Below are 12,015 nucleotides of genomic sequence, written 5' to 3'. Positions count from 1 at the left end.
CCCCTACGGCCGGGCCAGGTTTCATGGAGCGCTCATGCGACGCAGTGCGATTGGACTTGCCCTGATCCTGGCCCTTTTTCTGGCCTTGCCCCAGGCCCTGTCGGCCTCTTCAGGCGGCGGCCACGGCGACGGCGAAGCCAAGAAACAAGAGAAAAAAGAAGAAAAGAAAGAGAAGAAAGAACCCGGAAAAGTGGAAAACGGCGTCATCACCATCGGGCCGATGACCGTCAATATCCTGAGCAAAAAAGGCTACCGGTTTATGCGCCTGGAGATGATCGTGGAGTGCGTCGACGATCCTTCGGCCGAGCGCCTCTACAAGGCCGATGCCCGGGAGGATCTCGTCCTTATGCTGTCCAACAAGCTGGCCGAGGATCTGCTCACCAATTCCGGCAAGATGATCCTGCGCAAGGAGCTCATGGACCTGTTCACCAAGTACGCCGGTCCGGGCAAGGTGAAAAACATCTATTTCGGCGAGTTTGTTTTCCAATAACGCGGCCGTGGCCGCAACGGGGGGCAAGGGATGTTTCACGGACTCACGCCGGCCATGCTGGCCCGCATGGCCGAACTGGAAGCCATGGACGCCGCCGACCGCACCGACGGCACGCCCCATGGGCAGCGGCTGCGCCAGGTGCCGCCCGAGACCGGCCGTTACCTGGCCATCCTGGCCGCCTCGGCCCCGGCCGGCAGGCTGATCGAAGTCGGGACCAGCGCCGGCTATTCCGCGTTGTGGCTGTCCCTGGCCTGCCGCGAGCGGGGGGATACGCTGCTGTCCATCGACCGCGACCCGGATAAGCTGGAGCTGGCCCGCCAGACCCTGGAGATCACGGACTCCTCCGAGCTGGTCTGCCTGGCCGAAGGGGATGCCCTGGAAATCGTGGCCGGCCTGGACGGCGTCGCGTTCGCTTTCGTGGACGCCAACCGTGACGTCCTGGCTCCGTGCCTGGAACTGCTGGCCTCGCGGCTGGTTCCCGGCGGCATCGTGGCCGCCGACAACGTCATCAGCCACGCCGCCGAGATCCCGGGCGTGGTCGAGGCCGTGCTGGCCGATCCCCGATTTGACGCCGTGATCGTGCCCATTGGCTCCGGCGTGCTCACGGCCCGGCGCACCCGGGTTTAGCTCAGGAGAGAAAATGTAACAAAAGGCAGCGCTTGGCCTTTGTTTGCAGCCGTGCTAACCAGATGCCATCCGCCAGACGGCGGCCTGCGGAGGTGTTCATGACCGGCGACGCGGCGAGATTCTGGGGCCTGATCTTTTTTTTGGCGGCCTGCCTGCTCGGTGGACAGGCCAACCTCTGCCATTCCCGGGATGCCACCGCGCCGGCCCTGGTGCTGGCCGCCGGCCCCGGCAAATACGTCATCAAGGCCGGCGACACCCTGGGGCTTATATCCCTGCGCTACGGCGTGCCCACGGCCGCCATCTTGAAGGCCAATCCCGGCCTCAACCCGGCCCGGCTGCCCCTGGGCAAGGAAATCATCCTTCCGAGCGGCACAAAAGCGGCTGGCGAGGCCGTGTCGGCTGTCCAGTCCGCTCCTGTGGCGGCTCCGGCCGGCAGCGGCGGCCTGGAGTTGCGCCCGGAAAAGGCTCCCCAGGCCACGCCCCCCTTGCATGGGCACGATTTGCCCGACAGCCCACAAAAAATTGCGCCCTTGTCCCCGCCCTCGGCCGGTCCGCGCGATCTGCCCCAGGCCGGCGGGGCCAAGCCGTCCGCGCCATCGGCTCCTTCGCCGGCCGGGGCTGTGGGCGGGCCGCGGGACATGCCTGCCGCATCGAATGCCGCTCCCGCGCCGGCTCCGGCCGGTCCGGAGGCTGCAGCTGGGGCGGCCGCCAAGGGGTGGCCTGCCTGGGGCGTTGTCGCCGTCGCGGCTGGGGGGTTGGCGCTGGTCTTCGTCTTTCAGGGAGCGCTGGCCAATCTGGCCGCCGGGGTGACCTTGCGGCTGCTGCGGCCGTTTCGTCGGGGCGACGCCGTGAGCCTGGCCGGCATCGTCGGCCGGGTGGAGTCCATGGGGGCGTGGTATGTGGCCATCCGCTCCGAGACGGGCGAGGCCGTCTACGTGCCCAACGCCAAGGCGGCCGGGGAGATCGTGGTGGTGTCCCAAGCGGCCGGTAAAGCCGCTTCGCCTAAGGAAACGCCGCGCCGGGTCCAGCGAGGCTGACCCGGCCGTCCTTGATGCGGGCCACGGCCCGTATTTCGGGAATCACATCCTCGGGCCGGTGCACGGCGCACACCACCGTGACCCCGGACCGGGCCGCCGCCGACACGGCCTCCATGGCCGCCCGGCGCGAAGCCGCGTCCAGGCCTGAGAACGGCTCGTCCAACAGCAGCAATCGCGGTTCGGCCGCCATGGCCCGGGCCAGAAACAGCCGCCGCGTCTGGCCGGCGGAGAGCGCCCCGAGCTTGCGCCCGGCGAGCTTGGCCACCCCGAAAAAGGCCATCCACCGCTGCGCCGCCCGCAGCTCCCTGTCCGTGGGCTCCACATAGAGCCCGATGCTGGCCTGGCTGCCGGACAGGGCCACCTCCAGGGCGGAGATTTCCTTGTCGTAGTCGGCTTCGAGTTCAAACGAGGCCAGCCCGATGCGGCGGCGGATGTCGCGCAGGTCGGTCAATCCCTCGGGCGCGGCCAGCCCCGGCCGACTGACCCGGCCGCCCAGGGCCGGATGATGCTCGCCGGCCATGAGTTTGAGGAGCGTGGACTTGCCCGAGCCGTTGGCCCCGACCACGGCCAGATGGCCGCCTGGGGCAACGGCCAGATTCACCGAGCGCAGGATTTCTCGCCGATCGAGAAAGACCGAGGCATTTTCCACAATCACCAGGGGCAGGCCCGAGGCCTCGTGAGCGCCGGCCCCGTCAGCCAGGGCGCACTCCGGATTTTGGGCCGGCAAAACCGTTTCCAGACAGCCGGCGATGGTTCGGGCATGGTGTTCCCGGGCTGACTCGGCCGAACCTTCATGGACTACGCGGCCGCCGGCCAGGACCAGCCCCCGGGCCGGACCGGGCGGCAGGCCGGCCCCGGTATGGCTGGTCAGCACGATGGCCGCGCCCGAGGCCGCCGCCGCTGCCATGGCCTGGCTGGCGGTCACCGCGGCGGCCGCGTCCAGGCCGTCGAGAAATTCGTCGAGAAAGAGCACCGTCGGCCGGCAGGCCAGGCCCCGGGCCAGAAGCACGGCCCGCAGCTGGCCGTTGGAGAGTGTGCCGACCGGGGTGTCGCGCAGGTGGTCGATGCCAAGGCGCGTGAGCGCCTCTTCCAGGGCAGCCCGTTCGGCCGGGGTCGGCGGGGCCTGGACGTACATGGCGTCGCGGGGGCCGGACAGGATGACGGTGGTGGCGTCCAGGTGGCCCCACAGCCGCTTGACCGTGCGCTGGAGTTCCGGGGAAATGACGGCGAAGCGGTGGCGCACGCCAATGGGCGAAGCCCGGCCCGGGCCGTGCCCGGCAGCGTAGAGCCGGCTTCCCCTGCCGTCGTCGTCGGGCCAGATGTCGCCGCGAAGCAGGCGCAATAGCGTCGATTTGCCCGAGCCGTTGGCTCCAAGAACGAGCAGGGTCTCGCCGGCAGCCAGGGTCAGGGAAACGTCGGACAGGGCCTTGGCCCCGGACAGGGTGACGGAAGCGTTTTGCAGCTCGATGCGCATGGCGGATTGCACGAAACCTGTTGCGGAAGTTGAAAAAAACGCGGGCCTCCCGGATGGAAGGCCCGCGCGAGAGGTGGCTGGGGGCGCTTAGATGAGGCCGGCTTTTTGGAGCACAGCTTCGAGCTTGGCCTTGTTGTCCGGCAGCAGCGGCACCATGGGCAGGCGCGTCTCGAAGGGGAAGCGTCCCATGAGCGCCAGGGCCGTCTTGGCCGGCACGGGGTTGGTTTCAATAAACGCCGCCCGGTACAGCGGGCTCATGTCGTAGTGCAGGGCCTTGGCCGTCTTGAGGTCGCCGGCAAAGACCGCCTCGCACATGGCTGACATCTTTTGGGGCACGAAGTTGGAGACCACCGAGATGACGCCGCAGCCGCCGATGGCCATAGTGGGCAGGGCGGTGAAGTCGTCGCCGGAGAGCACCTGGAAGTCTTCGCCACAAAATTCCAGCACGCGCGAGACCTGGGTGAGGTCGCCGGTGGCTTCCTTGACGCCGATGACCTGCCGGATCTCTTTTTTGAGGATGGCCAGGGTCTCGGGCAGCAGATTGACGGCCGTGCGGCCTGGCACGTTGTAGACGATAAAGGGCAGGTCCACCCGGTCGGCGATGGCCTTGAAATGGGCCACAAGCCCGGCCTGGGTCGGTTTGTTGTAATACGGGGTGATCAGGAGCGCGCCGTCGGCTTTGGCGTCCTTGGCGTCCTGCGTCAGCTCGATGGCCTCGCGGGTGTTGTTGGAGCCGGCCCCGGCCAGGACGGGCACGCGGCCTTTGACCTGGTCCACGCAGATGCGGATGACCCGTTTGTGCTCCTCGTGGGACAGCGTGGCGGATTCCCCCGTGGTGCCGCAGGGGACAAGGCCATGGATGCCTTGCTCGATCTGCCATTCGATGAGGGCGCGGAAAGCCTCCTCATCGACTTCGCCGCTTCGAAACGGCGTGACCAACGCCGTAATTGCGCCGCGAAACTCCATACGTTCCTCCTTGGAATGAAACCCCGTCATTTCCTAGAATGTTTTTGGCGCGGCGGCAAGGGCGTCAGGGCGGTCAATCGTCATTTGTCGTCTCGGGATCGTCACGATTGCGCACGTCGTCGCGCCAGGCGTTGAGCGGCGCGCAGCAGCCGTGCCCGACGCCGAGCAGAAACCGGAAACGTTCGCCGTGCTCAGGGTCTTCGGCCAACCGGCAGCGGTAGCAGCCGGTTGCTTCGTCCCAGGCGAGGTCGGGACACCGGCGACGGTAGCCGTAGCGGATGTGGGACTCCACGCAGGGATCGGCCAGGCAACACCAGCCGCACCCCACGCAGGGCCTTGAACTCAAATGAGAAGCAGAGGGGCTGCTTGACCGGCGGTCAAGCCTGGAATCGCGTAGGGCATGGCGCGATGTCTCCTGACGGCCCCATTACCGAGGGGGGGCCTGTTTTGGGGAAGCCGGGCGGGCGAAATAGGGCCGCTCCAGATAATAAAACGAGAACATGGCCAGCCCCGTGGCGGCCAGGACGGTGACGGCGTGGTTGGCCAGCATGGACCAGACGTTCGTCACCGGGATGCCGACCACGTTTTGGGTGATCTGCAGGGCCAGCATGTGGGTCATGAACAGCGAATAGCTGATGATGCCGAGAAACCGCAGGGGCGTGAAGGAAAAAATGCGGGACAGGATCGAGGCCCGGGTCATGACCGAGGCGGTGACGAGAAACAGCGAGGCGTTGACGGCGCTGAAAAAGAGCAGATTCTTGAGATGCTCGTTGCCGCCGGCGGCCATGAACCAGCCCGAGCCCCACAGCCAGCGGCAATAGAGCAACAGCCCCAACCCCACGGCCCAGGTCCAGGAGGGCAGGGCGGCCAGGGCGCGGCGGCCGGCCTCGCCGGCCAGGAGCCGGGCCAGGGCCACGCCCCAGAAAAAGCCCAGGAACCGGCTGAAGGAAATGCGAAAGCGCACCTCGAACTCGCACACGACCAGGGCCGCGACCAGGGCGAAGAAAAACGGCCAGCCGGAAACGAATCGAAGCCGCCGGCAGCCGATGAACACGGCCGCGCACAGCACGTAGAAATACATTTCATAGACGAGCGGCCAGGTGAAGAAATGGATGGGCGGCTCGTCAAAGATGTTGAGGAAAAAGAGGTTGTCGAAAAGCCGCCTGGGCGGCGTGTCGGCGGCCACATAGATGGTGACGAAGACAATGACCGGCAGCAGGCGTCGGTAGCGGTCGTAGAGGAAGCGCAACGCCCCGACGGGCTTGGCCATGAGGCTTTTATACACGAGCAGGCCGCTTAAAAAAAAGAACAGGTCCACGCCGAAACTGCCGGAATGGATGATGGTCAAGGCCGTCCAGGGGGCGCCGCCGGGTTCGGTGAAATAGAATTTCGGCTGGTAACGGGCAAAGAAATGCACGTTGAAGACCATGAGGATGGCCCAGCCGCGAATGCCGTCCAGGGCCGGAATGCGCGCGCCGCGCAGCAAAAAGGTTTCGGCCAGCCAATCGCGCAAGCGGCGGCCGGTCTCGACGAGCGATGCGGGAGCGGAGTTCTGGAGCTGCGTCATGGAGGTCACCAGTTGGCCGCGCCGGGCGTCCAGAAGCCATAAGCCCAGCAGTCCCGGGTTGGATCGACCATGTCGGGATGGGCCTTGCGGGCCAGGGCGCAGTCGCCCGAGCCGTGGACGATGATTTTGTAGTCCGCGCCGTCGCCGTGGTAGAGATACTGTTTGTCGGGATCGCTCGTGCCGGCCGGGTCGCGGGGCAGGGCGGGCAGGAATTCCCCGGCCAATCCTGGCAGCCAGTCGCCGTTGACCTCGCCCTTGATGCCAATGGCTCCGACGAAACCGGCGTTGGCCGGGTAGCGGCCGTATTTGGCGTGAAAGGCGGCCAGGGCGTCGCGCAGGCTGGACAGGTCGTCCAGGCGTCTGGCGAAGTGCTCGGCCCGCTGGCTCGTGTACCAGGGCAGGAAGCAGGCCGTGAAATGCCAGGCGGCCAGGGCCGTCAGGAGAATAAGCCCCCAGACGGCCAGGGCCGAGGTCTTGGTCGCGGCAGGCGGTGGTGCGTAATTGGTCATGGCTGCCTTGGGGTAAAGGGCCTGCCCTGGGAATTCAAGGTTTTTGTTGCCGCCCCTGGGCTGGGCGGGCTTGACTTTGCGATGCAACTTTGTTGCATTGCTTCTTGTGCGTCCAGGCGACGCCAAGGAGCTGCCATGATCCAACGCTTGACTATTATGATTCTGAGTATCATTTTCATGTCCGTCGCGCCAGTCCAGGCCAAAATCCTGGCTGCGGTCAGCATCGCGCCCCAGGCCTATTTCCTGAAGCAGATCGCCGGCGACCGGGCCGAGGTGGTGGTGATGGTGCCGCCCGGGTCCGACGCTCATACCTACGAGCCCAAACCCCGGCAACTGGCCGACCTGTCCAAGGCGGCGGTCTATTTCGCCATCGGCATGGACTTCGAGGACGCCTGGCTGCCCCGGTTCGCGGCGGCCAACCCCAGGATGGCCATTGTCAAGACCGATGCCGGCATCGATAAGATCCCCATGGTCGCCCATCACGATGACGACGATCACGATCATGACAAGGGGAAAAAAGGCCACGGCCACGGCAAGGCGGAAACAGGCCACGAGCACCATGACGGCGAGCCCGATCCCCATGTCTGGCTGTCGCCGAGCCTGGCCAAGGTCATCGGCGCGTCCATGCGCGACGCCCTGTCCAAGGCCGATCCCGACGGCGCGGTCGACTACGCCGCCGGTTATGCGCGCTTGGCCGCCCAGTGCGACGCCCTTGACGCGGAGATCAAAAAGGTATTTGCCGATGTGCCGGCCGGGCAGCGCAAATTCATGGTGTTTCATCCGTCCTGGGGGTATTTTGCCCGGGACTACGGGCTGACCCAGATTCCCATCGAGCAGCTCGGCCGCGAACCCGGCCCCAAGGCCCTGGCCGGACTCATCAAGGAAGCCAAGGCCGACGGGGTCAAGGTGATTTTCGTGCAACCGCAACTCAGCGCCGCCCAGGCCGAGACCATCGCCAAGGGCATCGGCGGCGCCACCGCCGCCATCAATCCTCTGGCCGAGGACTGGCCGGCCAGCCTTCGCGGCGCGGCCGCGGCCCTGCGCCAGGGACTGGCCGGCAAGACGGAGACCAAGTGACGCAACCGGTCGTCGATATCCGCGACCTGACCTTTGCCTACAACGGCCAGGCGGCGCTTTCGGGCGTGAGCTTGGCCGTTGCCCAGGGCGAGCGTCTGGCCGTGCTCGGCCCCAACGGCGGGGGCAAGACCACGCTGTTAAAGCTTATCCTCGGCATCCTGACGCCAAGCGCCGGAACCATCCGGGTATTCGGCGAGGAACCGGGGCGGCACAGCGCCCGCATCGGCTACGTGCCCCAGCGCCTGGACGGGGTGGCCGAACGCAAGGATCTGCCCATCCGGGTACGTGAAGTGGCGCTCATGGGGCTGCTGTCGCCTGGGCGGCGCGGCTTTCGCTATACGTCCGAGGAATTGGACAAGGCCGACGCCGCCCTGGCCCGGGTCGAGATGGCCGGGCTGGCCCAGCGCCGCTTTTGCGAGCTCTCCGGCGGTCAGAAGCAGCGCACGCTTATTGCCCGGGCCCTGGTTTCCGATCCGGGCCTGCTCATTCTCGACGAACCCACGGCCAACATCGACCCTCAGGGCAAGTTCTGCCTGTACGAAGTGCTCTCGCGCATCGGCGAGGGCGTCACCTCCCTGGTCGTCAGCCATGACCTGAGCATCCTGGCCGCCGGGGTCACGGCCGTGGCCTGCGTCAACGGCCGGGTGGCCTATTCCCCGGAACCGCGCCTGAGCCAGGAAATGCTTGACCTGCTTTACGGCGTGCACAGCCATGCCTGCCCCATGGACGCCTATCTGCGCCGCATTCCGCCGGACCTCGCCCGGCTGTCCCCGATGGAGCGGCCATGATCGAAGCGCTTTCCCTGCCGTTTATGCAAAACGCCGCCCTGGCGGCGCTTTTGGCCGCCGTGTGCTGCGGCGTCATCGGCACCCTGGTCGTGGCCAACCGTATGGTTTTCCTGGCCGGCGGGGCGGCCCATGCCGCTTATGGCGGCGTGGGGCTGGCCTATTTCCTGGCCCTGCCCGTGCTGCCCGTCACCGTCGCCTTCACCGTGGCCGCCGCCCTGGCCATGGCCGCCGTGACGTTAAGGCGCGTCGAGGACACCGACACCGTCATCGGCGTGCTGTGGGCCGCCGGCATGGCTTTCGGCATTATCCTTTTGGATCTGACCCCCGGCTACAAACCCGACCTCATGAGCTACCTGTTCGGCAGCATCATCACCGTGCCGGACAGCGACCTGTACGCTCTGGCCGGCCTGGACGTGGTGCTCCTGGCCGCCGCCCTGCGCCACTACAACGGCTTCGTGTCCATGGCCTTTGACCGAGAGTTTGCCGCCGTGCGCGGGGTGCCGGTGATGTTCCTGCATTGCCTGCTCACGGCCCTGGCCGCCGTGTCGGTGGTGCTGCTTATCCGGGTGGCCGGCCTCATTCTGGTCATTGCGCTGCTCTCCGTGGCCCCGAGTCTGGCCGTGCGCCGGGCCGCCTCCCTGGGGCGGGCCATGGTCTGGGCGGGGCTCCTCAATATCGTGTTTTGCCTGTCCGGCCTGGGGCTGGCCTATGCCTTCAACCTGACCTCGGGCGCGGCCATCATCGCCGTGGCCGCCGGCACGTTCTTTATTTCCCTGGCTCCGGGCCTGGCCCGGCGGCGGCAGGGCGCCTAGAGGCCGGCCGTGGACGCCATGCTCGGCGAAAGCCCGTCCCGGATGCTGGCCCGGGCCAACATTGAGGCCACGCCGCTGCGGCTGGCCGTGGTCGGGGTTATGGCCGGGGCGGGCCGGGCGCTGCCGGCCGGGGATATCCTGGCCCTGGTGCGTCGGCTGCGTCCGGCCAACCGGGTGACGCTCTACCGGATTCTCGATCTGCTGGTGGAAAAGGGGCTGGCCCGCCGCCACAGCGCCGGGGACCGGGCCCAGCGCTACTGCCTGGAGCCCGGAACCGCCGGAGCGCCCCATGGCCATGCCTACTGCGTGCGTTGCGGGGCCATGCAGTGTCTGCCCCAAGGGGCCGGGCTGGCCGACGTGGCCGCCCTGGGCGCCGGGCTGGCCATGGACGTGCTGTCTGTGGAGGTGCGCATCGACGGCGTGTGCGCCGCCTGCCGGGGGCACGAGAGTCGCCCGGCAGGCGCGGCTGTTGACGCCGCCCCCGGAAACTCCTAGAAGATGCGCTTACGCGTAACCGCCCCTCCCTGGATGCCATTTCGCATATGAAGCAAGCCCTCATCTTTGGCGTTTCAGGCCAGGACGGAGCCTATCTGGCGCAGCTTCTGCTCCAGAAAGGCTACCGGGTGGCCGGAACCTCCCGCGACGCCCAGATGGCTTCCCTGGCCAGTCTGTCGGCGCTGGGCATTCGGGAACAGGTCGAGGTCCATTCCGTCACCCTGACCGATTTTCGCAGCGTCCTGACCGTCCTGGCCAAAGTCAAGCCCGACGAAATCTACCATCTGGCCGGCCAGTCCTCGGTGGGCCTGTCCTTTGACCAGCCCGTGGAAACCTTCATGTCCATCGGCGTGGGCACGCTCAACCTCCTGGAAGCCGTGCGCTTTCTCGGCGCGCCGGCTAGGCTTTACCACGCCTCCTCCAGCGACTGTTTCGGGGACACCGGCGGCGAGCCGGCAACCGAGCTGACGCCCTTTTCCCCGCGAAGCCCCTATGCCGTGGCCAAGGCGGCGGCCCATTTCGAGGTGGCCAACTACCGGGAGGCCTACAAGCTTTTTGCCTGCAACGGCATCCTGTTCAACCACGAGTCGCCGCTGCGGCCCAAGCGTTTCGTCACCCGCAAGATCGTGGCCGCCGCCGCTCGCATCGCCGCCGGCTCAGGCGAGACGCTTTTGCTTGGTAACATCGACGTGGCCCGGGACTGGGGCAACGCCCGGGAATACGTCGAAGCCATGTGGCTGATGCTGCAGCAGGACGTCCCGGAAGACTTCGTCATCGCCACCGGCCAGACCATCACCCTGCGCCAGTTCGTGGCCGAGGCCTTCGCCGCCCTGGGCCTGGATTGGCAGGACCACGTGCAGGTCGATTCCACACTTTTTCGGCCCGCCGACATCGCCGTCAGTCGGGCCAATCCGGCCAAGGCGGCGCAGGCGCTAGGCTGGAAGGCGACCATGGGGCCGGCCGACGTGGCCCGGGCCATGGCCGTCCACGAACAACAGGAGATTCTCCAGAAATGAAAGGTAAAGTCGCGCTCATTACCGGCATCACCGGCCAGGATGGGGCCTATCTGGCCGAACTGCTGCTCAAAAAAGGCTATGAAGTCCATGGCATCAAACGCCGGGCCTCCCTTTTCAACACCCAGCGCATCGACCATCTCTACCGCGATCCCCACGACATCGGCCGCAAGTTCACGCTCCACTACGGCGACCTGAGCGACTCGACCAACCTCATTCGCATCATCCAGCAGGTCCGCCCGGACGAGATCTACAACCTGGCCGCCCAGAGCCACGTCAAGGTGTCCTTTGAGTCTCCGGAATATACCGCCGACGTGGACGCCCTGGGCACGCTGCGCCTGCTCGAAGCCGTGCGTATCCTGGGCATGGAGAAGCATACCCGATTCTACCAGGCCTCCACCTCGGAGCTCTACGGCCAGGTCGTGGAGACGCCCCAGACCGAGAAAACGCCCTTTTATCCGCGCAGCCCCTACGCCGTGGCCAAGCTCTATGCCTACTGGATCACGGTCAACTACCGCGAAGCCTACGGCATGTACGCCTGCAACGGCATCCTTTTCAACCACGAGTCCCCCCTTCGCGGCGAGACCTTCGTCACCCGCAAGATCACCCGGGCCATGGCCCGCATCAAGCTGGGCCTCCAGGACTGCCTCTACCTCGGCAATTTGAGCGCCCTTCGCGACTGGGGCCACGCCAAGGACTACGTCGAGATGCAGTGGCTCATGCTCCAGCAGGACGCCCCGGACGATTTCGTCATCGCCACCGGCCGCCAGCATTCCGTGCGCGACTTCGTCAAGATGGCCGCTGCCGAGCTTGGCATCTCCATCCGCTTCGAGGGCACAGGCGCGGATGAGAAGGGTTACGACGCCAAGACCGGTAATTGCCTGGTGGCCGTGGACCCGCGCTATTTCCGCCCCACTGAAGTGGAGACGCTCCTTGGCGATCCCACCAAGGCCCGGGAGCGCCTGGGCTGGGTGCCCAAGATCACCCTGGAAGAGATGGTCACGGAAATGGTGCGCGCCGACCTGCGCGACGCCGAGCGCGACGCGCTGTGCAAAAGCCAGGGATTCGCCGTCTTCGACCTCAACGAATAGCGCTCGGCCGGCCTTGACAAAAGCCAATACCGTATCGATTTCAACGCTTGGCGCGTAGCGCCGGACATC

General features: G+C 66.6%; 14 protein-coding genes. 9 read left to right on the top strand and 5 right to left on the bottom strand.

Translation table 11 applies throughout. From position 1 onward, the window contains the following. Nucleotides 1-34: 34 nt before the first annotated feature. The 3 genes from DMR_RS12890 to DMR_RS12880 all read left to right on the top strand — a co-directional run bounded on the left by DMR_RS12890 (nt 35) and on the right by DMR_RS12880 (nt 2,154). Entirely contained in the window at nt 35-490 is a 456-nt protein-coding gene (locus DMR_RS12890; RefSeq protein ID WP_015861357.1) for a flagellar basal body-associated FliL family protein, read from the top strand. Nucleotides 491-520: 30 nt separating this feature from the next. After that, entirely contained in the window at nt 521-1,117 is a 597-nt protein-coding gene (locus DMR_RS12885; RefSeq protein WP_015861356.1) for an O-methyltransferase, read from the top strand. Nucleotides 1,118-1,215: 98 nt separating this feature from the next. After that, a complete protein-coding gene (locus tag DMR_RS12880) occupies nt 1,216-2,154 on the top strand; it encodes a mechanosensitive ion channel domain-containing protein (protein WP_015861355.1) in 939 nt (312 codons plus the stop codon). Here DMR_RS12880 and DMR_RS12875 read toward each other — a convergent pair. The 5 genes from DMR_RS12875 to DMR_RS12855 all read right to left on the bottom strand — a co-directional run bounded on the left by DMR_RS12875 (nt 2,120) and on the right by DMR_RS12855 (nt 6,670). Then, nucleotides 2,120-3,640 carry an ATP-binding cassette domain-containing protein gene (locus tag DMR_RS12875; RefSeq protein WP_232502786.1) on the bottom strand — a complete coding sequence of 507 codons (1,521 nt, stop codon included), beginning with the start codon at nt 3,638-3,640 and terminating at the stop codon, nt 2,120-2,122. The two genes, DMR_RS12880 and DMR_RS12875, sit on opposite strands and share 35 nt — an antisense overlap. 75 nt (nt 3,641-3,715) lie before the next feature. Next, nucleotides 3,716-4,594 (bottom strand): 4-hydroxy-tetrahydrodipicolinate synthase, encoded by an 879-nt coding sequence (dapA, locus tag DMR_RS12870; RefSeq protein ID WP_043600653.1) that lies wholly within the window; start codon nt 4,592-4,594, stop codon nt 3,716-3,718. Nucleotides 4,595-4,667: 73 nt separating this feature from the next. Beyond that, nucleotides 4,668-4,922, bottom strand: a complete 255-nt coding sequence (locus DMR_RS12865) for a hypothetical protein (protein WP_148208431.1) — start codon at nt 4,920-4,922, stop codon at nt 4,668-4,670. A gap of 99 nt (nt 4,923-5,021) precedes the next feature. Further along, on the bottom strand, nt 5,022-6,161 hold the full coding sequence (locus DMR_RS12860) for an acyltransferase family protein (RefSeq protein WP_015861351.1): 1,140 nt from the start codon (nt 6,159-6,161) through the stop codon (nt 5,022-5,024). Nucleotides 6,162-6,166: 5 nt separating this feature from the next. Beyond that, on the bottom strand, nt 6,167-6,670 hold the full coding sequence (locus DMR_RS12855; RefSeq protein ID WP_148208430.1) for a hypothetical protein: 504 nt from the start codon (nt 6,668-6,670) through the stop codon (nt 6,167-6,169). Nucleotides 6,671-6,847: 177 nt separating this feature from the next. On the opposite strand from DMR_RS12855, the gene DMR_RS12850 reads away from it, so the two are divergent. The 6 genes from DMR_RS12850 to gmd are packed head-to-tail and all read left to right on the top strand — an operon-like array spanning nt 6,848 to nt 11,946. Next, a complete protein-coding gene (locus DMR_RS12850) occupies nt 6,848-7,747 on the top strand; it encodes a metal ABC transporter solute-binding protein, Zn/Mn family (RefSeq protein ID WP_232502785.1) in 900 nt (299 codons plus the stop codon). Then, nucleotides 7,744-8,535 carry a metal ABC transporter ATP-binding protein gene (locus DMR_RS12845; protein WP_015861348.1) on the top strand — a complete coding sequence of 264 codons (792 nt, stop codon included), beginning with the start codon at nt 7,744-7,746 and terminating at the stop codon, nt 8,533-8,535. Before DMR_RS12850 ends, DMR_RS12845 begins: the two co-directional genes overlap by 4 nt. Further along, on the top strand, nt 8,532-9,347 hold the full coding sequence (locus DMR_RS12840; RefSeq protein ID WP_015861347.1) for a metal ABC transporter permease: 816 nt from the start codon (nt 8,532-8,534) through the stop codon (nt 9,345-9,347). Before DMR_RS12845 ends, DMR_RS12840 begins: the two co-directional genes overlap by 4 nt. An 18-nt stretch (nt 9,348-9,365) precedes the next feature. Next, complete coding sequence (locus DMR_RS12835; RefSeq protein ID WP_015861346.1) at nt 9,366-9,842, top strand: Fur family transcriptional regulator; 477 nt, start codon at nt 9,366-9,368, stop codon at nt 9,840-9,842. 47 nt (nt 9,843-9,889) lie between these two features. Continuing rightward, the gene (locus tag DMR_RS12830) at nt 9,890-10,858 is read left to right on the top strand and encodes a GDP-mannose 4,6-dehydratase (RefSeq protein WP_015861345.1); all 969 of its coding nucleotides are present in this window, start codon (nt 9,890-9,892) and stop codon (nt 10,856-10,858) included. Beyond that, the gene (gene gmd / locus DMR_RS12825) at nt 10,855-11,946 is read left to right on the top strand and encodes a GDP-mannose 4,6-dehydratase (RefSeq protein ID WP_015861344.1); all 1,092 of its coding nucleotides are present in this window, start codon (nt 10,855-10,857) and stop codon (nt 11,944-11,946) included. The genes DMR_RS12830 and gmd overlap by 4 nt, the downstream gene beginning before the upstream one ends. Nucleotides 11,947-12,015: the final 69 nt, after the last annotated feature.

It is taken from the genome of Solidesulfovibrio magneticus RS-1 (genome assembly GCF_000010665.1).
Taxonomy (GTDB): Bacteria; Desulfobacterota; Desulfovibrionia; order Desulfovibrionales; family Desulfovibrionaceae; genus Solidesulfovibrio; species Solidesulfovibrio magneticus.
The sequence above is the reverse complement of the archived record's forward strand: the minus strand, read 5'-3'. Positions and strand labels throughout refer to the sequence as shown.

Bases quoted from the DNA above. Each gene is read 5' to 3' on its own strand.
- DMR_RS12830 (WP_015861345.1), top strand. From the start codon at position 9,890: ATGAAGCAAGCCCTCATCTTTGGCGTTTCAGGCCAGGACGGAGCCTAT.
- DMR_RS12855 (WP_148208430.1), bottom strand. From the start codon at position 6,670: ATGACCAATTACGCACCACCGCCTGCCGCGACCAAGACCTCGGCCCTG.
- gmd (WP_015861344.1), top strand. From the start codon at position 10,855: ATGAAAGGTAAAGTCGCGCTCATTACCGGCATCACCGGCCAGGATGGG.
- DMR_RS12850 (WP_232502785.1), top strand. From the start codon at position 6,848: ATGTCCGTCGCGCCAGTCCAGGCCAAAATCCTGGCTGCGGTCAGCATC.
- DMR_RS12890 (WP_015861357.1), top strand. From the start codon at position 35: ATGCGACGCAGTGCGATTGGACTTGCCCTGATCCTGGCCCTTTTTCTG.
- DMR_RS12860 (WP_015861351.1), bottom strand. From the start codon at position 6,161: ATGACGCAGCTCCAGAACTCCGCTCCCGCATCGCTCGTCGAGACCGGC.
- DMR_RS12885 (WP_015861356.1), top strand. From the start codon at position 521: ATGTTTCACGGACTCACGCCGGCCATGCTGGCCCGCATGGCCGAACTG.
- DMR_RS12840 (WP_015861347.1), top strand. From the start codon at position 8,532: ATGATCGAAGCGCTTTCCCTGCCGTTTATGCAAAACGCCGCCCTGGCG.
- dapA (WP_043600653.1), bottom strand. From the start codon at position 4,594: ATGGAGTTTCGCGGCGCAATTACGGCGTTGGTCACGCCGTTTCGAAGC.
- DMR_RS12835 (WP_015861346.1), top strand. From the start codon at position 9,366: ATGCTCGGCGAAAGCCCGTCCCGGATGCTGGCCCGGGCCAACATTGAG.
- DMR_RS12880 (WP_015861355.1), top strand. From the start codon at position 1,216: ATGACCGGCGACGCGGCGAGATTCTGGGGCCTGATCTTTTTTTTGGCG.